This window comes from Citricoccus sp. (assembly GCF_035445025.1).
Classification (GTDB): Bacteria; Actinomycetota; Actinomycetes; order Actinomycetales; family Micrococcaceae; genus Citricoccus.
Genome location: NZ_DAOMPX010000025.1, coordinates 25,955 through 45,303 on the forward strand (window position 1 = coordinate 25,955; position 19,349 = coordinate 45,303).

Genomic DNA, 19,349 nt, shown 5'->3' on the forward strand with positions numbered 1-19,349 from the left:
TCAGGCCTTCCTTCCATAGCAATAGGAGAGGAGGAGTTCCTCGTCGGCGCCCGCTGCGGGCACCTCTCCGGAGACCCGCCCCTCGTGCATGATGAGGATCCGGTCGGACAGCCCGATGAGTTCGGGCAGTTCGGAGCTCACCGCGATGATGGTGGTGCCGGCCGCCGCGAGGGCGCGGATGAGCCGGTAGATCTCCGCCTTGGTCCCCACGTCGATGCCTCGCGTGGGTTCGTCCAGGAGCAGGACCCTCGGATGGCGGGCCAGCATCTTGGCCAGGACGACCTTCTGCTGGTTCCCGCCGGAGAGCAGGCCGACCTGCTGGCGCGGACCGCGGGTCTTGATGCGCAGGTCGGCGATGCCCTCGCGGGCCAGCTTGGCGATGCCGCTGGCGGAGACCCACCCGGCGTTGCTGACCCGGGAGAGGTTCGCGATGGCGATGTTGTCCTGGATCGTGGCCCCCAGCGAGACGCCCTGGCTGCGCCGTTCCTCCGGCACCAGGGCGATGCCGTGCTCCAGGGCCCGGCCCACGCCCCGCGAACCGGCAAGCTCCCGGCCCTCCACGGCGATGGTTCCTTCCGTGCGCCTCTGGTCTCCGGCGAGCAACCGCATCAGCTCGCTGCGGCCGGAGCCGGCCAGCCCGCCGATGCCGAGCACCTCACCCGCGTGGGCCGAGAAGGACAGGTCCTTCACCTTGTTCCCGTGCAGCCCGGTCACCTCGAGGACCACGCGGTCCGTGGCCGTGCCCCGCTCGGGGAACAGGTCCTCGGCCGAGCGGCCGACCATGGTGGAGATGACCTCGTCGATCGTCATCTCCGCCACGTCCCTGGTCACGATGGTCTGACCGTTGCGCATGATGGTCACGCGGTCGCAGAGCTCGAAGACCTCCTCGAGGCGGTGGGAGACGTAGACGATCCCGACGCCGTCCGCGCGCAGGGCGCGGAGTACGGCGAAGAGGTCCCTGATCTCGGTGTCCGTCAGGGCGGCGGTCGGCTCGTCGAGGATCAGCACGCGGGCGTCCGCGGCCAGGGCCCGGGCCACCGAGACCATGGTCTGCTGCACCGGGGAGAGCCGCCCGGCCAGCCGGCGCAACGGGATGTGCCCCTGGTTGAGGCGGTCCAACTGCCGGCGGGCCTCCCGGTAGAGCCGGTTCCAGCTGATGAGGCCGCCGGAGCTCGGGGTCCGTTCGCCCAGCAGGATGTTCTCGGCGACGCTGATGGTCGGCACGATCGAGGTCTCCTGGTACAGGGCGACCACGCCGGAGTGGTGGGCGTCCCGGACCCCGGAGAACCGGACCTCCTCACCGGCGGACTCGATCCGGCCGTCGTCGGGCTGGTGCACCCCGGTCAGGACCTTGATCAGCGTGGACTTGCCGGCCCCGTTCTCGCCGAGCAGGGCGTGGATCTCCCCGGGCCGGACCTCCAGGCGGGCCTCCGTGAGCGCGGCGACGCCCTCGAAGTGCTTGGAGATCCCCTCCGCGCGCAGGGCCAGTCGCTCCGCCTGGGGGACGACGGGGTCTGCCGTGGCGGTGCTCATCGGCCCTCCACCTGGTCGTCGGAGGGGTCGGCGAGGTCGTTGCAGCGGATGACGACCTTCGGGTACCGGCCGCTCAGGTGCACCTGGAAGGCCTCGGCGGCCTGCTCGAGATCGATCACGGACTCCAGGAAGGGGTCCAGGTCCAGTTCGTCCAGCAGGCGCACGGCCCGGGGGAACGTGTACGGGGAGACGAACACCCCGGTCAGGGTGAGCTCCTTGCGGTACAGGTGGTCGGAGAGGTTCAGGGGCAGCTCGTAGTCCTCGGGGTACATGGCCCCGTAGACCACCGTCCCGCCCGGTGCGGCGATGTCCAGGAGCCCGGCCACCGCGTGGCGGGAGCCCGAGGCGTCGATCACGACGTCGAAACCCGCCCCCGCGGTGATCTCCCGGGCGCGCTCGGGGAGGGACTCGGCGGTCGGGTCGACCACGTGGCGCGCCCCGAAGCGCCCGGCGAGCTCGCGCCGCTCGGCGATCGGCTCGATCATCGTCAGCGAGGTGGCCCCGTAGCGGTGCATCAGCTGCAGCGCCAGCTGGCCGATCGGCCCGCCCCCGCAGATCGCCACGCGGTCCCCCGGGCGGATCCGGGTCTTGTCCGCGATCCGCACGGCCACCGACGTCGGCTCCAGCAGGCAGCCCTTCAGCAGCGAGACCCCGTCCGGCAGCCGGTAGACCTGGGACTCGTGCCAGACGACCGATCGGGCCATGCCCGGGCGGTTGTACTCGCCGAGGTTCTTGCAGAACTGCTGGCGTCCGTCCTGGCAGGGCGGGCAGGTCCCGCAGAACCGGATGAAGTTGCCGGACACCCGGTCCCCCACGGCCAGGTCCGTGCGGCGCACCGCGGAACCGATCTCGGCGATGACGCCGGAGATCTCGTGGCCCAGTCCGATCGGCACCTCGGTGCCGAAGAACCCCTCGGCCAGGTGGGGGTCCGAACCGCAGATCGCCGCGTAGGCGACGGTGATGCGCACGTCCTCCGGGCCGACCTCGTCCGCGGGGAAGGCGACGACGCCGATCTCCCCGCGCCGGCCGGCGTCGGGATCCCGCAGGCTGCCGATCCTCGTGACGGCGACCGTCTCCACCTCCCGCGGCGCGGTGGCCGCCCCGGCGGCGGCGGTCATGCTCGAGGTGGTGGTCATGACGCCCCGCCCTTCGCGCCGGCGACCGCGAGGGCCGCGTCCACCGTGGCCGTCAGGCCGTAGCCGTGCTTGTCCCGCAGCTCGGTGTCCTCACCGAAGCCGGCGAACACCTGCGGGATGCCGAGCCGCCGGAAGCCCTCGAGCCGGACACCGCGGTCCACGAGGACGTCGGAGATCCGCGAGGCCAGGCCGCCGTAGGCCAGGTGGTCCTCGACCACCACGAACCGGCCCGTCTCCTCTGCGCAGCGCAGGACGAGGTCCTCGTCGATCGGCTTGAGGGTGAACATGTCCACCACGCGGGCGTCGAGCCCGTGCTCGGCGGCGAGGACCTCGGCCGCCTCCAGGGCCTGGGACACGGTCTCACCGTGGGCGAAGATCGTCAGGTCGCCACCCTCCCGGGCCGTGATGCCCTTGCCGATCTCGATCCGCACGCTGCCGGGCTCGTAGACCACCTTGTCCTTCTTGCCGACGGCGAGGCGGATGTACAGGGGGCCGGTCATGTCCATGGACTGGCGCAGCACCTCGCCGACCATGAGCGGGTCGCCGATGGAGGTGACGGTCATGTTCACCAGGGAGGTCATCAGGCCCAGGTCCTCCACGGCGTAGTGCGTGGAGCCGCCGTTGCCGACGAGGCCGCCGTGCGTGCCGACGATCTTCACCGGCAGGTTGGGATAGCAGATGTCCGAGCGCACCTGTTCGAGGGCGCGCATGCTCAGGAACGGGAGCATGCCGGAGACCACGGGGATGTTGCCCTCCGCGGCCAGGCCCGCCGCGATGCCGACGCAGGCCTGCTCGGACAGCCCGACGTCCACGAACCGGTCCGGGTAGGTGTCCCGGAACTCCACGAGGGTGGCCCCGATGTCCGGGGTGAGCACCCACAGGTTGTCATGGTCCTGCCCGAGCTCCTTGAGCGTCTGGCCGATGACCGTGCGCGAGGAGAGCAGGTCCCCGAAGGTGAACGAGGTTATCTGTTCGGTGGTGGCCGCCATGGTCATGCCGCCTTTCGTCCGTCGGCCAGCGAGGCCAGGGCCCGCTGCAGGTCCTTGTCGTTGAGCGAGCCGGCATGCCAGGCCAGGTTCCGCTCCATGAAGTCCACGCCCTTGCCCTTGACGGTCTCGCAGATGACCACCGTGGGGGTGTCCGAGTCCGGGTCCGGGAGGGCGTCGAAGGCCTCGACCAGTGCGCCCATGTCATGCCCGTCGACCTCGATCACGTTCCAGCCGAAGGCCCGCCACTTGTCCGGGTACGGCTCGAGCCTCACGCGCTCCTCGGAGAAGCTGGTCATCAGCTGGCGGTTGCGGTCGATGAAGGCCACGAGGTTGCCCAGGTCGTTGCTGCGCGCGGCCAGGGCGGCCTCCCACACGGACCCCTCCCCGGTCTCGCCGTCCCCCATCAGGGTGAAGACCCGGTGCGCCATGGCGTTGCGCCGCCCGTGCAGGGCCATCCCGGTGGCCAGCGGCAGGCCGTGGCCCAGGGAGCCGGTGGAGACCTCCACCCCCGGCAGCTGCACCTTGCAGGGGTGCATGCCGTAGGCGGAGTCGAGCCGGCCGTAGGTCCGGACGATCTCCTCGTAGTCGAAGAAGCCGCGGATGGCCATGGCGATGTACATGCAGACGGCGGCATGGCCCTTGCTCAGCACGAACCGGTCGCGCTCCGGGTTCCGCAGGTCCTGCGGGTCGACGTGCATGCCGTACTGGAACAACAACGTGAATATGTCCGCCGAGGAAAGGTCTCCTCCGATGTGGACGGCACCGTCGTATTCTCCGCAGAGAAGAAGCAATTTCTCCCGCAGCTCATACGCCTTGTCTTCGAGTTCGGTGACGCTGAGAGCAGGACGAGTGATCGTCTGTGGCATTTGATCCCCCAAGGGAATTCGATATTCCAGCGACATCGCTGAAACGTGATTTATGTCACCGAGGAGACTACGGGTCGCACACTTCGGAGACAAGGGGCAATTCACTCAATTCTGCGCAATCTCTTCGACAGCGCTCCGACCTGCGGGTTCACACGCTTCTTCACGAGCGCCTCCGCCGAGCGCGCCACTCCCGGCCGTGCGCCCTTGACGTGACCCAGCTCACCTTGGTTCACTATCGAGAGAGTGATTTAGCCGCTGCCTGCGCACACCGCTCCGCCGGGACGTTGTCTCATGAGGAATCCCGGTTCTGATCAGTAACTATTCGTTTATCGCCAGTCCCCCTGCCTATTCCTGTCCCGAAAGAGGCGCCATGACCGACACCAGCACCAGCCCTCATCCCGCGGCATCGACCGAGGCCCCGGTCCGCACCCCGCTGTTCTACGGCGGCCGGGAGCATCCGGCGGAGCGCACGCTGACGATCACCAACCCGGCCCGTCCGTCCGAGGTGGTCGGCGAGGCCGCCGCCGCCACCCGGGAGCAGGCCCTGGAGGCCGTGGCCGCGGCGAAGGCCGCCTTCCCGGCCTGGGCCGGTCTCTCCGCCGAAGAACGCGCGGCACACCTGGCCGGGGCCGCGGACGCGATCATGCAGGACTCCGAGACCGAGGCCGCGATCCTGTCCGCCGAGAACGGCAAGGTCGTCGGCGAGTCCACCTTCGACCTGATGGGACTGGTCCAGCGCACCGAGCTCGCCTGCGGCCTGGTCGAGGAGGTCGACGCCGTCGAGACCCTGCCCGGCCCGCCCACCGAGGTGCTCGTCTCCCACAAGCCCATGGGCGTGGTGACCATCATCGTCCCGTTCAACTGGCCCATCGCCATCCTCGGCGCCTCGCTGCCCTACGCCCTGATGGCCGGGAACACCGTGGTGGTCAAGCCGCCGCCCTCCTGCCCGCTGGCCACCACCCGCGCCGTGCAGCGCATGGCCGAGCGGTTGCCGGCCGGGGTGCTCAACGTGGTCACCGGCGAGGACGCCGAGATCGGCGAGGCCCTGGTCTCCAACGAGGACGTGGCCAAGGTCTGCTTCACCGGCTCCGTGCGCGGCGGCAAGCGCATCATGGCCATGGCCGCCGAGTCCCTGACCAATGTCACCCTGGAGCTGGGCGGCAACGACGCGGTGCTGATCCTGCCCGACGCCGAGTTCACCGAGCAGGGCCTGGACCTGCTGTTCATGGGGATCTTCGGCACCACGGGCCAGGTGTGCATGAACGCCAAGCGCATCTACGTCCACTCCTCCAAGCGGGACGAGTTGGTCGCCGAGCTCACCCGGCGCCTGGAGCAGGTGCAGATCGGGCCGGCCTCGGACCCGGCCACCACCATGGGCCCGTTCCACCAGAGGGCCCAGCTGCAGTTCGTCACCGAGCTGGTCCAGGAGGCCAAGGACGCCGGCGCCGACGTCCGTGAGTTCGGGCAGCTGCCCGGGGGCGACTGGGCGGAGGGCAACTTCATGCCCCCCTCGCTCGTCCTGGACCCGGACCCCTCCCTGCGCGTGGTCACCGAGGAGCAGTTCGGCCCGACCATCCCGATCATCACCTTCGAGGACGTCGAGGACGGCATCCGGATGGTCAACGACACGCAGTACGGCCTGTGCAACTCGGTGTGGACCGCGGACGAGCAGACCGCCCGCGAGGTGGGGTCCCGGTTGCAGGCCGGCTACGTCTTCCACAACACCCACGGGCCGGCCCTGCTGGACCAGCGCGCCCCCTTCGGCGGCATCAAGCAGTCCGGCATCGGCCGCGAGATGGGCACCATCGGACTCCGCAACTTCCAGGAACCGCACGCCCTCGGGCTCCTCAAGGCCGGCGGCCCTGCCCCGGACGCGGACGAGGCCCCGCCGGCCGCCTGAGGCCAGAGGCCCTACGGCACACACGTGCGGCGCCGGTCATCACCCCTCGCCGGGGGCAGTGGCCGGCGCCGCCGTGTGTGCCAGAGCAGCGAAACGTACCCGGAGCGTTCTCTCGGCTTCCCGATGAAGCCTCTGTCATCGCTGAGAGGACATCGCACCTTGCGCACCCGCCCGGACCAGTCCTCTCAGTGATGACGGATGGGTACACGATGCCGTACCGCGTCCGGGCCTCGGGGTGCTCATGACCAGGTGCCCGCATCCGGGGCTCAGGCGGGAACCGGTGCGGTGGCGTGTTCCTTCCAGGCGGCCCGGAGGCTGAATCCCTCGGCCAGGGCCTGCTCACGGGTGATCGTGATGCCCCGGGCGAGGATCTTGCGGGCCGCGAGGTGGTCACCGGGCATGTTCACCGACTCCACCGCGGCCAGGATCCCGTCCCGGAAACAGAACACCGAGAACGTCGCGGCCTCGGGGTCCCCGACCACCAGGGTCTCGTCGTCCGGGCGGACGATGTTGGCCATCTGCAGCCGGAACGGCCCCTGGGTGGACCAGAACCACGGCAGTTCGGTGTACGGGCTCTCCTCGCCGAGGATGACCCGGGCCACGTGCCGGGCCTGGTCGGTGGCGTTCTGCACCGACTCCAGCCTGAACGGGCTCCCGGCCTGCACGCAGGGGAAGTTCGCACAGTCCCCGATCGCGTACGCATCCCGGTCCCGGGTGCGCAGGTGTGCATCGACCACGATCCCGTTGTCGGTCTCCAGCCCGGCCGCCGCCGCCAGCCCGTCGTTGGGCTGGACCCCGACGCCGGCCACCACCAGGTCGGCCGGGTACCGGTCCCCCGTGGTCGAGACGGCGACGGCCACCCGGCCATCGCCCCCGGCCTCGAAGGACTCGATGCCCTCCCCCAGCCGCAGGTCGATACCCAGGCCCCGGTGCGCGCCGGCGAACCAGTCCCCGAGCACGGGGGTGAGCGCCCGGCCCATCGGACGCGGGGCGAACTCCAGGACGGTGACGTGACAGCCGCGCTCCAGGGCCGCCGTCGCGAACTCCAGGCCGATGAACCCGGCGCCGATCACCACGACGTCCCGCGCGGCGCCCAGGGCTGCCCCCAGGGCCTGGGCATCGGCCACGGTGCGCAGCCCGTGAATCCCCGGCAGCTCAACGCCCGGCGTGGTCAACTGACGGTTGCGGGCACCGGTGGCGAACACCAGGGACTGGTAGCGCAGCTCGGTGCCGTCCGCCATGTGCACGGTCTTGGTCACCCGGTCCACGGCCGTGGCGGTGACCCCGGCGAGCAGGGTGATCCCCCGCTCCGCGCAGAACCCCGGGCCACGCAGCGGCAACGGCTCCGCCGGCGTACCCTCCGGGCGGGGCTTGAGGTAGTCCTTGGACAGCGGCGGCCGCTGATAGGGCAGTCCCGGCTCCTCCGCCACGATCGTCACCGAGCCTTCGAACCCCTCGTCCCGCAGCGACGCCGCGGCCTGCAGGCCGGCCTGGCCACCGCCGATGATGACCACACCGGGGGTGTCCGCAGCGGTGTCGACCCGGGGGGCGGTCGAGGAGGTCTCGTTCACGTGTCCGTTCAGCGTCTCGGTCACGGCTCAGACCTGCTCGTCAGGAACGTCGACCTCAATACACTCCAGGCCAGGGGTGCCGACCTCGATCTGGCACCCCAGCCGGCTACGCCGGGCATCGCGCTCGGCGGCCGTGACCTCGAGCATCTCCTCCTCGTCCTCCCCGATCTCCGGGAGCGCGTCCACGTAGTCCTCGTGGACGTAGACGTGACAGGTGGCGCACATCGCCTGGCCGCCGCACTCCCCCACGATCCCGGGCACATCGTTCCTCAAGGCCGCCTGCATGATGCGGGCCGGCTTCTCCAGCTCGATGACCTGGGTCTGGCCGTCGGCCTGGTGATACGTGATGGTGGGCATGCCGCCTCCTGGAGTGCGCGGACCCGTCCGGGCAGTGCACGGGCGGCCGCGGGGATTGATGGGCCTTTCGCTCCATCGTCCGCTGGACAGCACATCGCGACAACAGGAAAGATCAGGGAATCATCATCGGTTGAGTCGATAAAGGATGACCGTGCCCCTCCCCTTCACCCTGCGACAGCTCGAGGTCTTCGACGCCGTCGTCCGCGCCGGTTCGCTGTCCGCGGCCGCACGGGAGCTGACGACGGCCCAGTCGTCGGTGTCCGCCGCCGTCGACGAGCTCGAGCGGCAGATCGGCCAGCACCTGCTGGTCCGCCGCAGGGCCCACGGCGTGTGGCCGACGGCGGCCGGGCGTCAACTGCATCGTGAGGCCCGCGCCATCCTGCGGGCGGCAGACGAGGCCGGCCGCGTCCTGCAGGAGAGGGACGGCCACCTGCGCGGTCCCCTCACCGTGGGCATCTACCAGACCCTGGCGCCCTACATCCTGCCGACGATCCTGGGGGACTTCGCGGCGGAACATCCCGGTGTGGAGCTGTCCTTCGAGGAGGTGCGACACGCAGACCTCCTGGCGGGCCTGACGGCGGGGACCATCGACGTGGGTTTCACCTACCTTCTGGAGACACCCGAGGGCATCAGCCACCAACCGGTGCTCACCCGGCCCACCCATGTCCTGCTCCCGGCAGGGCACCGGTTGGCGGGCCGGCAGGAACTGACGAAGGCCGACATCGCCGAGGAACCGCTGATCCTGCTCGGCGATGCCCCGAGCATGCTCAACACCCGGCGCGTCCTGGAACTGACGGAGAACGACCCGAGGATCGCCTGGGTGACCTCGTCCCTGCCGCTGACCCGGGCACTGGTCGGCAAGGGGCTCGGTATCTCCGTCCTCGTCCAACCCGACGCCTCACCGTGGACCGTGGACGGTCACGAGGTCGTGGAGATCCCCCTCGTCGACGCGGAACGGGTCACGGTGTACATGACCTGGCTCGCCCCGGCGGAACGCCGCCGCCCGCCACGCCGCGTCACCGAACTGGTGAACTTCCTGCACGCCTCCCTCGAGCCCCGCATCCAGGCGATCGCCACCCGGCGTGAGGCCGCGACGACGCTCCTGCGAGCGGACGCGGCTCCCACGGAGCCCGAAGACGTTGCCTGACGGAGTGAGCCGTGCAACACTGAGTTGCAATTGCAACTTGAAGTGATCGCCCGGCTGAAAGAGAAGACCCATGACCGCCATCGCGGGAGGCACCCCGACCCTGGACGTGGACCCGTTCTCCGTCGCCTCGCTGAAGGACCCCTTCCCCGTGGAGGACGTCATTCGGGAGGCCGGCCCCCTGGTGTGGCTGGAGTCCCACGGCGTCTGGGCCACGGGACGGGCCGAACTGGTGCAGGAGATCTTCGAGAACCACGAGGTCTTCATCTCCTCCCACGGCACCGGGCTGACCAATACCGCGCGGGAACAGAACTGGCGTACCGCGAGCGCGATCCTGGAACAGGACCGGCCCCAGCACACCGTGACCCGCAAGGTCATGAACTCCGTGCTGTCCCTGAAGGTGGTGAAGCAGCTCCAGGAGGAGTTCCAGGCCGCCGCCTTCGACGTGGTGGACGAGGTCTGCAGCCGCGGTGAGTTCGATGCCGTCACGGACCTGGCAGAGGCGTACCCCCTCCGGGTGCTGCCGGACGCCGTCGGGCTGGCACCGGAGGGGCGGCAGCACCTGCTGACGTACGCCAACCTCAACTTCCAGGCCATGGGACCGAAGGATGCCCTGTACGAGGAGGCCGTGGCCCAGGCCAGCGAGGCGAAGGAGTACGTCGACTGGCAGATGCGCCGGGAGAACATCGACGAGTCCAGGCTCGCCGGCAGGATCTTCGCCGCCGCCGACGCGGGCACGATCACCGAGGAGTCGGCCGGGCTGCTGGTCCGCACCTTCCTGTCCGCGGGGCTGGACACCACGATGCTCGGGATCGGCAACGCCCTGCTGGCCCTGTCCCGCACCCCGGCGGCGTGGGAGGCCTTCTCGGCGGACCCGTCGAAGGCTCGCGCAGTCTTCGAGGAGACCCTGCGCTATCACGCCCCCAGCCCCTACATCGGTCGCACGGTGGGCATCCGCACGGAGCTCGGCGGCGTGGTGCTCGAGCCGGAGCAGAAGGTCATCAACTGCGTCAGCGCGGCCAACCGGGATCCCCGCGCGTGGGACCGGCCCACCGAGTTCGACATCACCCGGGACGTCCGGGGCCACGCGGCCTTCGGATACGGGATCCACGCGTGCGTGGGCCAGATGATGGCCCGGATGGAGGCCGAGAGCCTGCTGAGGGCCTTCGCCACACGAGTCCGGTCCTTCGAGCTCACCGGTGAACCGGTGCCGAAGGTCAACCACTGGCTGCGCGGTTACACCTCTCTCCCGATGCGCGCGACGCTGAGGTGACCCGCACCCACCGGACTCCATAGACGGGTCCGGTGGGCGGTCATGAGGGACGCGCGGAGGGCTCCACGTCCACCGTCGCGTCCACCGTCGCGGCGGCCTGCGCCGCGGCCGCCAGCCAGAGGTGCACGGCCCAGGCGCCCGGGTCCACGTGTCCCCTGACCCGGTCCCCCGCATAACTGGACCGACCCATCCGCGGCGCCATGTCCGCCGTCGCCTCGGCCCCGGACCGGGCAGCCTCCGCGGACGCCCGGAGCGCCGTCGCCAGCGGCTGGTCGGCGGCATCGGCCAGGGCCCCGGCCGCCGGCGCCAGGGCATCCAGCATGGTCCGGTCCCCGGGCCTCGCCCCACCGAGGTCCTGGATCCCCTCCAGCCCCCGGGTCAGCGCCCGGGCCCAGTCCCCGGCCTGCGGTTCCTCGATGCCGTGCAGCGCCTCGGAGGCTTTGAGCAGGAAGACCGCGTACAGGGGTCCCGACGTGCCCCCGATGCTCCTGCGGGCCAGTGCTGAGATCCGGCGCAACAATCGGTCCGGACGGGCCGGCAGGGCCGCGCCCTCCTCACGCACCGTCCGGGCGCCACGCTCGAGGCTATGGCCGAGGTCGCCGTCGCCCACCTGCTGGTCCATGGCGGTCAGTTCGGGTTCCGCACGCTCGAGCGCCTCCAGGACCGCCTCCAGGATGAAGCGCCCCGGACCGGACAGCTCCGCCCCCTCGCGGGCCGCGGACTCCGCCACCGGTGCCGCGAGGTTCGGGGACGGGTTGATCTCGCCCGATCCCGTGGGCCAGGCAGCGGTCCGGACGGGTGCGTCCAGGTACCCCAGCAGGTCCTCGTCCACGGCCACCACGGACAGCGAGACCCCGGGCATCTCCATGGCAGTGAGGAACGCCCCGGACCAGGCCCTGGCCACGGTGACGCCCCGGGCCTGGAGCCAGGACAGTGCGGCGTCGGTGACCACGGACACCTCCATGGCCGAGCTGCCGCCCAGGTTGTTGACCAGCAGGGCCACGGGCTGCCCCTCGGCCGCCCGCCCGGCGGCCAGGCAGGCCGTCAGCAGGCGGTCCACGGTTTCCGAGGCGGAGGACACCCCGGACCGCTCCACGCCCTGCTCACCGTGGATGCCGAGGCCCCACTCGACCTCCTCCCCGCCGAGCTCGAAACTGGGCGTGCCGGCTGCCGGGACCGTACACGAACCGAGGGCCACGCCCATGGTGGCGAGGCCCCCAGAGGCCCTCTGCGCGGCGTCGGCCACGGCGTCCAGGCCCAGTCCCGCCGCGGCGGCCGCCCCGGCGACCTTGTGCACGAGGACCGTGCCGGCGATCCCGCGGTGACCCGCATGGTCCACCGACTCGCCCAGTGCCACGTCGTCGGCCACGACCACCATCCGGACGTCGATGCCGTCGGCACGGGCGATCTCCGCCGCCAGACCGAAGTTCAACCGGTCCCCGGTGTAGTTCTTGACCACGAGCAGGACCCCGGCGCCGGAATCCACGGCGCGGATTCCCACGAGGACGTCGTCCACCGAAGGTGACGTGAACACCTCGCCGGACACGGCCCCGGTGAGCATGCCGGGACCCACGAACCCGGCGTGGGCCGGTTCGTGACCCGCCCCGCCGCCGGAGAGGACCGCCACGGTCCCACGCCCGGCAGCCCCCGCGTCCACCACGGTCCGGGTGCCCTCCAGGAGGCGCAGGTGCGGGTTCAACCGCACCAGCCCGGACAGCGACTCGACGACGACGGAGCGCGGATTGTTGATGAGCTTCTTCATGGTGCCCTTCGGTCTGGAACGGTTCTCACTGGTGGTTGGATGGGCCACATGCCCTCCGAACCGATTCGCACCCCTCTCGATCACACGATCGACCGGGAGACGTTCACCCCGGCCTACCTGTCCCTGGTGGACAACGCCCACGTCTGGGGTGGATCCCGCATCTACAACGAGCGCTTCGGTGTCACCTCCCCGGACTTCGCCATCCTGTCCACCCTGTCCAACCGCCCGGGGTGCCAGGCGGTGGACGTCTCGGAACAGGTCGCCCTGGACAAGTCGGTGGTCAGCCGTCGGCTCCAGCGCCTGAGGGACAAGGACCTCATCTGCTGGGAGCAGGATGGCCCCCGCCGCCGCCTGTACCTGACCGCCAAGGGCGCGGAGGTCCATGACGCGGTCCTGCCCGTCGCACTCGAGCGGGCCGACCTGATGGTCCACGGGTTCACCACCGAGGAACGGGCACAACTGCAGTCGTTCCTGCGCCGGATGTACGAGAACATCCCGCTCATGAACAACCCGCCGTCGCTGCACGGTTCCTGAACTGCGCCTCCTTCCCTGAACAGGCTTCCTCGTCGCCCCCGCAGCCAAGGCCCGCGGAGCCGACGTCACGGTGAGGGGTACTTGTCGAATCGTATGTGAGGTGCGACACTCGTTGCAATTGCAACTCAAGTTGTGACGCCCATTGCTGTGACCCTGAAGGCAGGTAGCCATGAAGAGAACCCACGTCGCGCTCGCCACGGTGGCCGCGTCCATGCTGTTGCTCACCGGCTGCGGTTCCGGCAGCCCCTCCGGGGCAGCGACGTCCTCCAGCGCCGCGGCCGGGGCGGACGCTCCTACCGCCTCCCAGGCCGGCTCATCGGACACCCCCGACGGCGACCTGCAGACCGTCCACGTGGCCGCCGTCCCCGTGGTCGACGTGGCGGCCATCTATCTGGGCGAGGAGAAGGGCTTCTTCGCCGAGAAGGGGATGACGATCGACATCCAGTTCACCCCGGGCAGCTCGGTCTCCATCCCGGCCCTGCTGCAGGATCAGTACGACGTCGTCTACACCGGCAGCGTCAATGCCTTCCAGGCCCGGGAGAAGGGCCTGCCCGTCATCGCCGTCGCCGAGGGCGGGCGGACCACGGGTGAGCCCGGAGCAGACCACGGGGGCATCGTCGTCCCCGAGGACTCCACGATCGAGGACGCCGGGGACCTGGAGGGCAGGTCCGTGGCGGTGAACGCCGTGAAGGGCCTGCACGAGGCGGCCATCAGGCAGTCCGTCAAGAAGGCTGGTGGCGACCCGGACACGGTGAACTTCCTGGAGCTCCCGCTGCCGGACATGCAACCGGCCATGGAACGCGGCGACGTGGACGCCATCTCGACCTCGGAGCCCTTCCTCGGCAACGCCAAGGATGCCGGCCACCGATTGATCGCCGACCCGTACATCGACGTGGACCCCGAGTTCGTGACGGCGGTCTACCTCACCTCGGAGCAGAAGTGGGCGGAGGACCCCCAGTTCGTCAAGGATTTCGTTGAGGTCGTCAAGAGATCCCAGGAGTACGCCACCGAGAACCCGGAGGAGTTCCGCACCGAGCTGTCCAACTTCACGGAGATCGATCCGGCCACGGCGAAGACGATGATCCTGACGAAGTTCGGCTGGGGTTTCCCGGACCAGGCCATGGAACGCGGCGCCCAGGCCACCGAGGAGGCCGGGATCATCGCCGATGCGGACAAGGGCCTGGAGGGACTCGTGGTGGACGTGCAGGAGTAGGCCCCACCTGGTCGAAGCCATGGAACTGCACGAGCTCGTCGAAGGAGAACCAGCCCTGTTGGTAGAGCGTGGTCAACGCCGGGACGAGGTCCTGCGAGGTGCCCGAACGGCCATCGCGTACCTTGGCCTGTTGTGACCCCTCCCCTTCCGCGCTCCGCACCGCAGCCCGTCCCGGCGGACCACGACGCCGGCCCCCGCCCCATCCGGCCGCCGGCCGGCGTCGCCCTGGCCTCCTTCACCTCCAGCTTCGACCGCTTCGCGGTCTCCCCGCTGCTGGTCGTGCTCGCCACGGACCTGGGCGCCTCCCTCGCCCAGGCCCTGGCGGTGGCCGGCGTCTACTTCCTGGCCTACGGGTTCACGCAACCGGTGTGGGGCACCCTGTCCGACCGGTTCGGCCGGATGCGGTTGATGCGCGTGGCGCTGCTCGGCGCCGCGGTCACCGGGATCCTCTCGGCCCTGGCGCCGAACCTCGCCCTGCTGATCGTGGCCCGCGCCCTGACCGGGGTCTTCTTCGGCGGGATCATCCCCACCGCCATCACGTACATCGGGGACACCGTCCCCGGCCCGCACCGGCACGGCGCGCTGGCGGACAACATGTCCGCGGTCGCCGTCGGCACCGCGCTGGCCACCGCCGCGGCCGGCTTCATCGGCGAGACCGTGGGCTGGCGGCTGATGTTCGCGATCCCGCCCGTGCTCGCCCTGTTCTGCCTGCTCGCCCTGCGCGGCCGGCCCGACCCCGGCCTCGCGGAACCCACCGGGCTGTGGCGCGCGATCACCACGGCGCTGTCCGACCGGTGGATGCTGCTGATCATGGTCCTGGTGTTCACCGAGGGCGCCGTGGTGCTCGGCATCCTCACCCTGCTCGCCCCCGCCCTGCAGGACCAGGGCCTGGACGCGACCACCGCCGGACTGGCCGTGGCCAGCTACGGCCTGTCCACCCTGGTCTCGAGCCGGCTCGTCCGCCCGTTGGCCCGGCGCCTGTCCCGGCCGGTGATCATGGCCCTCGGCGGGGCGGGGCTGGTGGCCGGGTACGCCGCCGTCGCCGTCCACGTCTCGGTGGGCACTGTGGTGGCCGCCGCGCTGCTGCTCGGCTGGACGTGGGCGCTGCTGCACACCTCCCTGCAGGCCTGGGCCACCGAGGTGCTGCCCGCCCTGCGCGGCACCGCCGTCGCGTTGTTCGCCGCCTCCCTGTTCGCCGGCAGCGCCGTGGGCACCCTGGCCGCCGGTCCCTTCGCGGACGCGGGCCAGTGGTCCGGGCTGTTCGGCGTCACCGCTTCCGTCGCCGCGGTGCTCGTGGTGGCCGCCGTGGCCGGGCGGCGAGCGCACCTGCGCTCGCCCTGAGGCCTTCCGGCCCGTCCGCGGCGGTCGGTACGCTCCTCGGACGCGGAGCGCACGTCAAAAGCGCGCGGGGACGGAGGAGACCATAACCGGGACCACCGACACGGCCGGGACCGCCGCACCCCTCGAGGAGTTCCTGCAACGGCTCGTCGAGGACGGAACGGTGCCCGGGGCCCTCCTCGTCGTCAGCGGCGCCGGCACATCCTGGGAGGGCTCCACGGTGGTGTGCGCCGGATCCATGGCCGAGGACGGCCCACCCATGCGCCCGGATGCGCTCATGCGCATCCAGTCCATGACCAAGCCCCTCACCGCCGCGGCGACCCTCATCGCGGTGCAGGAGGGCGAGCTCTCCCTGGAGGACCCCGTCCTGCGGTGGCTGCCCGAACTGGCCGAGCGCACGGTGCTGCGGGCCCACGATGCCGAGCTGTCCGACGTCGTGCCCGCGGACCGCGAGATCACCGTGCGGGACCTGCTGGTCAACGGCGGCGGTTACGGCATGGAGATGACGGACTCTCCCCTGGCCCGGCGCATGGTGGACCTGGGGGTCTCCGCCAGCCCGGACCAGACGGTGGACGTGGGCGCCGACGAATGGCTGCGGTGCCTGGCCACCCTGCCGCTGGCGCACCAGCCCGGGGAGGGCTTCCGCTACCACCACGGCTTCAGCGTGCTCGGCATCCTGCTGCAGCGGATGGCCGGCGTGGCACTCCAGGACCACCTGGACCGCGTGCTCTTCTCACCCCTGGGGATGGAGGACACCTCCCTGTGGGTGCCGCCGGAGAAGGCCTCCCGCCTGCCGGCCGCCTTCCGCCGCGTGGACGGGGAGCTGCGGGAGACCGAACCGCTCGGCGGGGGTTTCTACGTGGGCGAGCCGGCCTTCGACACCGCCCACGGCGAGCTCGTCTCCACGGCCCGGGACTACCTGCGGTTCGCGCGCATGCTCGCCGACGGTGGACGGCATGCGGGACACCGGTTCCTGGACGCCGCGCTCGTGGCCGAGATGACCCGCGACCAGGTGGCCCCGCAGGCCAAGACCCCCGAGAGCATGATCACCGGGTTCTGGGACACGACCGGGTGGGGATACGGCATCTCCGTGGAGACCTCCGGGGACCATCCCGGGCGCCTGGGCTGGTCCGGCGGCCAGGGCACGACCTTCCTCATCGATCCGGACGGCACGATCGTCATCTTCCTCAGCCAGGTCGAGGCAGACGCGAGGATGGGCGCCGTGTTCCAGGCGGTGCACGGACTGGCGGCGGGTCCGGGACTGCCACACTGAGCGCATGAACACCGCCACGATCGTCGGCGCGGGCATCGCCGGACTGGCCACCGCCACCGCCCTGCACCACGCCGGGTGGCACGTCACCGTCCTGGAACGCGAACGGTCCCTCTCCACGGCCGGGACCCAGCTGGGCATCTGGCCCGGCGCCTGGCGCACCCTGGTCTCCCTCGGCGTCGCCGAGCGGCTGGCCCCGGCGGCCGGCAGCGGCCCGGCGGGCCCCGGCGTCGGGACCTCCGGCGAGGCGACCGACGGGATCTCCAGCGGCGTCTCCGGCGGCCGGATCCTGCGTCCCGACGGCACCGTCCTGGCCCAGGTCAGTCTCCGCGGCCGGGGCCCCGGCCTGCACCTGGTCCCGCGGATGACCCTCCTCGAGGCACTGCTCGCCGGGCTGCCCAAGGGCACCGTGCGCTTCTCCACCCCCGTGGGCCCTGACGCCCCCGCCCCGCCGGCGGACGTCGTCGTGGGCGCGGACGGGATCAACAGCGCCGTGCGCGCCGCGGCGTTCCCGGCAGCCCGCGTGTCCGACGCCGGCCTGGTCGCCTTCCGCGGCGTGGCTCCGGTGCCCAGCGGGGGCGCCGACGAGACGTGGGGTGCGGAACTGCTGTTCGGGACCAGCCCGTTCCCCGGCGGCGGCACCAACTGGTACGCGTGCCTGCCGCTGGAGCGGGCCGGCTCCCGGGCCCAGGACCCGCTGACCGTGCTGCGCCGGGAGTTCGCCGGCTGGCACGCCGGCGTGCAACGGGTGCTCGACGCCGTCTCCCCCGCGTCGATCGACCGCCGCCGGCTGAAGTGGTCGCAACCGATGCCCTCCTACGTCTCGGCCGGCACGGTGCTGGTGGGCGACGCCGCGCACGCGATGCTGCCGCACCTGGGCCGCGGGGGTGGGGAGGCGCTGACCGACGGACTGGTGCTGGCCGAGTCCCTGGTGGACGCCCAGACCGTCGCCGAGGGCCTGCGCCGCTATGACACCGCCCGGCGCGCACCGACCCAGCGGATCGTGCGGGCCTCGGCACTGATGGCCCGGGTCAGCAACCGGACCCGCCACACCGGGGCCCGGGACCTGGCCGTGCGGGCGTTGGGCACCCTGGTGACGCTGCGCGGCTGAGCCCTGTCCCGCGTGGCGTGCGTCCCTGGGTTCGGTGACGCCTCCCCTGTTGCGAGAGCGCCCGGAGCGGGACACTGGAGGCGTCCCTGTGCCCTGCGGACGAAAGAGGCCGATGTTTCCCGCGCTCGTGGTCCTTCTGCTGATCCTGTTCGTCGCCGTGGGCGCCTCGCTGCTGACGTGGTCGAGCATGCGCGACGTCCGGGAGGAGAGGGCCGCGATCGAGCGGCGCGGCCAGCTGGACCGGCGTGAACGCACCCTGGCCGCCGTCGCCCTCTACGAGCAGGCCGATCGCATGGAGGCGGAGGCCAGGGCCCTGGAGGAGGCCGGGTTCAGCGCGGCCCGGCAGGCCCTGGACAGCGCCGCCGAGATGCGGGCCCTGGCCCGGCGCCTGGAACCGGGTCCCGAGGACTGACGGCCGAACGCCCCCGGGGGCGTCCCGGGGGCGTTCGGTCTCCGCCGGCCGTCGCGGGCCGTCGTGCGGGCTCAGCGCATCGGGGTGGGTTCCCGCGTGGCCTGCTCCTTCAGGAAGGCCTCCCGGTGCTCCTTCTCCAGCATGACCTTGGCGTCGTGCTCGGCGCGCAGCTCGCCGTGCTTGGGGTTGCGGCGCAGGACGAGGTACCCGATGCCCAGGGCGATGAACCATATAGGCGTGAAGAGCAGCGCGGCCAGGGTGTCCGGCTGGGTGGTCAGGGCCCAGATCACGAAGCCGAAGAACGCCAGCACCACGAAGGGCATGAACGATGCCCCCGGCATCTTGAACGAGCTCGCCTGGTGCAGGTGGGGGCGGCGGAACCGGTACACGATGTAGCTGACCATGATGATGGACCACACGAACATGAAGCACAGCGCGGAGATCGTCGTGACCAGGGTGAAGGCCTCCGACACGCCGGCTCCGGCATAGAGCAGGACCACGCCCCCGAGCAGGAACACGCAGGAGAACAGCAGGGCGTTGCGCGGCACGTGCCGCTTGGAGAGCCGGCCGAACTGCCGGGGTGCCTCGCCGGTCTGCGCCAGGCCGTAGACCATGCGGGACGTGGAGTAGATGCCGGCGTTGGCCGAGGAGGCGGCGGAGGTCAGCACGATGAAGTTCACCACGCCGGCGGCACCGGCCAGTCCGGCCAGGGCGAACATGGCCACGAAGGGAGACTCGTCGGCGCTGTAGGTGGTCCAGGGCCGGACGGCCATGAAGATGATCAGCGCGCCGACGTAGAACAGCAGGATGCGGATCGGGATGGAGTTGATCGCCCGGGGCAGGTTCTTCTCCGGGTCCTTGGTCTCGGCGGCCGCGGTCCCCACGAGCTCGATGCCGACGAAGGCGAAGACGGCGATCTGGAACCCGGCGACGAAGCCCA

17 protein-coding genes are annotated in these 19,349 nt (G+C 71.1%); 9 read left to right on the plus strand and 8 right to left on the minus strand.

The window, feature by feature from the left end; all coding sequences use genetic code 11:
* The 4 genes from PLJ28_RS09555 to PLJ28_RS09570 are packed head-to-tail and all read right to left on the minus strand — an operon-like array spanning position 1 to position 4,524.
* The gene (locus tag PLJ28_RS09555) at positions 1-1,533 is read right to left on the minus strand and encodes a sugar ABC transporter ATP-binding protein (protein WP_324590067.1); all 1,533 of its coding nucleotides are present in this window, start codon (positions 1,531-1,533) and stop codon (positions 1-3) included.
* Entirely contained in the window at positions 1,530-2,669 is a 1,140-nt protein-coding gene (locus PLJ28_RS09560) for a zinc-dependent alcohol dehydrogenase (RefSeq protein ID WP_298042167.1), read from the minus strand. Before PLJ28_RS09560 ends, PLJ28_RS09555 begins: the two co-directional genes overlap by 4 nt.
* Positions 2,666-3,664 carry a transketolase family protein gene (locus PLJ28_RS09565; RefSeq protein ID WP_298042164.1) on the minus strand — a complete coding sequence of 333 codons (999 nt, stop codon included), beginning with the start codon at positions 3,662-3,664 and terminating at the stop codon, positions 2,666-2,668. The genes PLJ28_RS09560 and PLJ28_RS09565 overlap by 4 nt, the downstream gene beginning before the upstream one ends.
* A complete protein-coding gene (locus PLJ28_RS09570) occupies positions 3,661-4,524 on the minus strand; it encodes a transketolase (RefSeq protein WP_183529271.1) in 864 nt (287 codons plus the stop codon). Before PLJ28_RS09570 ends, PLJ28_RS09565 begins: the two co-directional genes overlap by 4 nt.
* A gap of 370 nt (positions 4,525-4,894) precedes the next feature.
* On the opposite strand from PLJ28_RS09570, the gene PLJ28_RS09575 reads away from it, so the two are divergent.
* Positions 4,895-6,424, plus strand: a complete 1,530-nt coding sequence (locus PLJ28_RS09575; protein WP_324590068.1) for an aldehyde dehydrogenase family protein — start codon at positions 4,895-4,897, stop codon at positions 6,422-6,424.
* A 266-nt stretch (positions 6,425-6,690) separates the two neighbouring features.
* Here the strand turns inward: PLJ28_RS09575 and PLJ28_RS09580 are convergent, their stop codons facing one another.
* A complete protein-coding gene (locus PLJ28_RS09580; RefSeq protein WP_324590069.1) occupies positions 6,691-8,019 on the minus strand; it encodes an NAD(P)/FAD-dependent oxidoreductase in 1,329 nt (442 codons plus the stop codon).
* 3 nt (positions 8,020-8,022) lie between these two features.
* Positions 8,023-8,352 carry a 2Fe-2S iron-sulfur cluster-binding protein gene (locus PLJ28_RS09585; protein WP_324590070.1) on the minus strand — a complete coding sequence of 110 codons (330 nt, stop codon included), beginning with the start codon at positions 8,350-8,352 and terminating at the stop codon, positions 8,023-8,025.
* A gap of 151 nt (positions 8,353-8,503) precedes the next feature.
* On the opposite strand from PLJ28_RS09585, the gene PLJ28_RS09590 reads away from it, so the two are divergent.
* Positions 8,504-9,499: a LysR family transcriptional regulator gene (locus PLJ28_RS09590; protein WP_183529277.1), complete on the plus strand. Its 996-nt coding sequence runs from the start codon at positions 8,504-8,506 to the stop codon at positions 9,497-9,499.
* Between the two features lie 70 nt (positions 9,500-9,569).
* Entirely contained in the window at positions 9,570-10,769 is a 1,200-nt protein-coding gene (locus PLJ28_RS09595) for a cytochrome P450 (RefSeq protein WP_183529279.1), read from the plus strand.
* Positions 10,770-10,809: 40 nt separating this feature from the next.
* Here PLJ28_RS09595 and dhaL read toward each other — a convergent pair whose 3' ends face one another.
* Positions 10,810-12,531, minus strand: a complete 1,722-nt coding sequence (dhaL, locus tag PLJ28_RS09600; RefSeq protein ID WP_298042148.1) for a dihydroxyacetone kinase subunit DhaL — start codon at positions 12,529-12,531, stop codon at positions 10,810-10,812.
* Between the two features lie 48 nt (positions 12,532-12,579).
* Between dhaL and PLJ28_RS09605 the strand changes: the two genes are divergently transcribed.
* The 6 genes from PLJ28_RS09605 (at position 12,580) to PLJ28_RS09630 (ending at position 18,409) form a co-directional block, all read left to right on the plus strand.
* Positions 12,580-13,065: a MarR family winged helix-turn-helix transcriptional regulator gene (locus PLJ28_RS09605; protein ID WP_183529283.1), complete on the plus strand. Its 486-nt coding sequence runs from the start codon at positions 12,580-12,582 to the stop codon at positions 13,063-13,065.
* A 169-nt stretch (positions 13,066-13,234) separates the two neighbouring features.
* Entirely contained in the window at positions 13,235-14,278 is a 1,044-nt protein-coding gene (locus tag PLJ28_RS09610; protein ID WP_183529285.1) for an ABC transporter substrate-binding protein, read from the plus strand.
* Between the two features lie 132 nt (positions 14,279-14,410).
* Positions 14,411-15,619, plus strand: a complete 1,209-nt coding sequence (locus tag PLJ28_RS09615; protein WP_298042144.1) for an MFS transporter — start codon at positions 14,411-14,413, stop codon at positions 15,617-15,619.
* 133 nt (positions 15,620-15,752) lie between these two features.
* Positions 15,753-16,889, plus strand: a complete 1,137-nt coding sequence (locus tag PLJ28_RS09620; RefSeq protein WP_221243808.1) for a serine hydrolase domain-containing protein — start codon at positions 15,753-15,755, stop codon at positions 16,887-16,889.
* 4 nt (positions 16,890-16,893) lie between these two features.
* A complete protein-coding gene (locus tag PLJ28_RS09625) occupies positions 16,894-17,997 on the plus strand; it encodes an FAD-dependent oxidoreductase (RefSeq protein WP_183529290.1) in 1,104 nt (367 codons plus the stop codon).
* Between the two features lie 112 nt (positions 17,998-18,109).
* On the plus strand, positions 18,110-18,409 hold the full coding sequence (locus PLJ28_RS09630) for a hypothetical protein (RefSeq protein WP_183529292.1): 300 nt from the start codon (positions 18,110-18,112) through the stop codon (positions 18,407-18,409).
* 71 nt (positions 18,410-18,480) lie between these two features.
* On the opposite strand, the gene PLJ28_RS09635 is transcribed toward PLJ28_RS09630, so the two are convergent.
* On the minus strand, positions 18,481-19,349 hold an 869-nt coding region (locus tag PLJ28_RS09635), incomplete at its 5' end, for an amino acid permease (protein ID WP_324590071.1).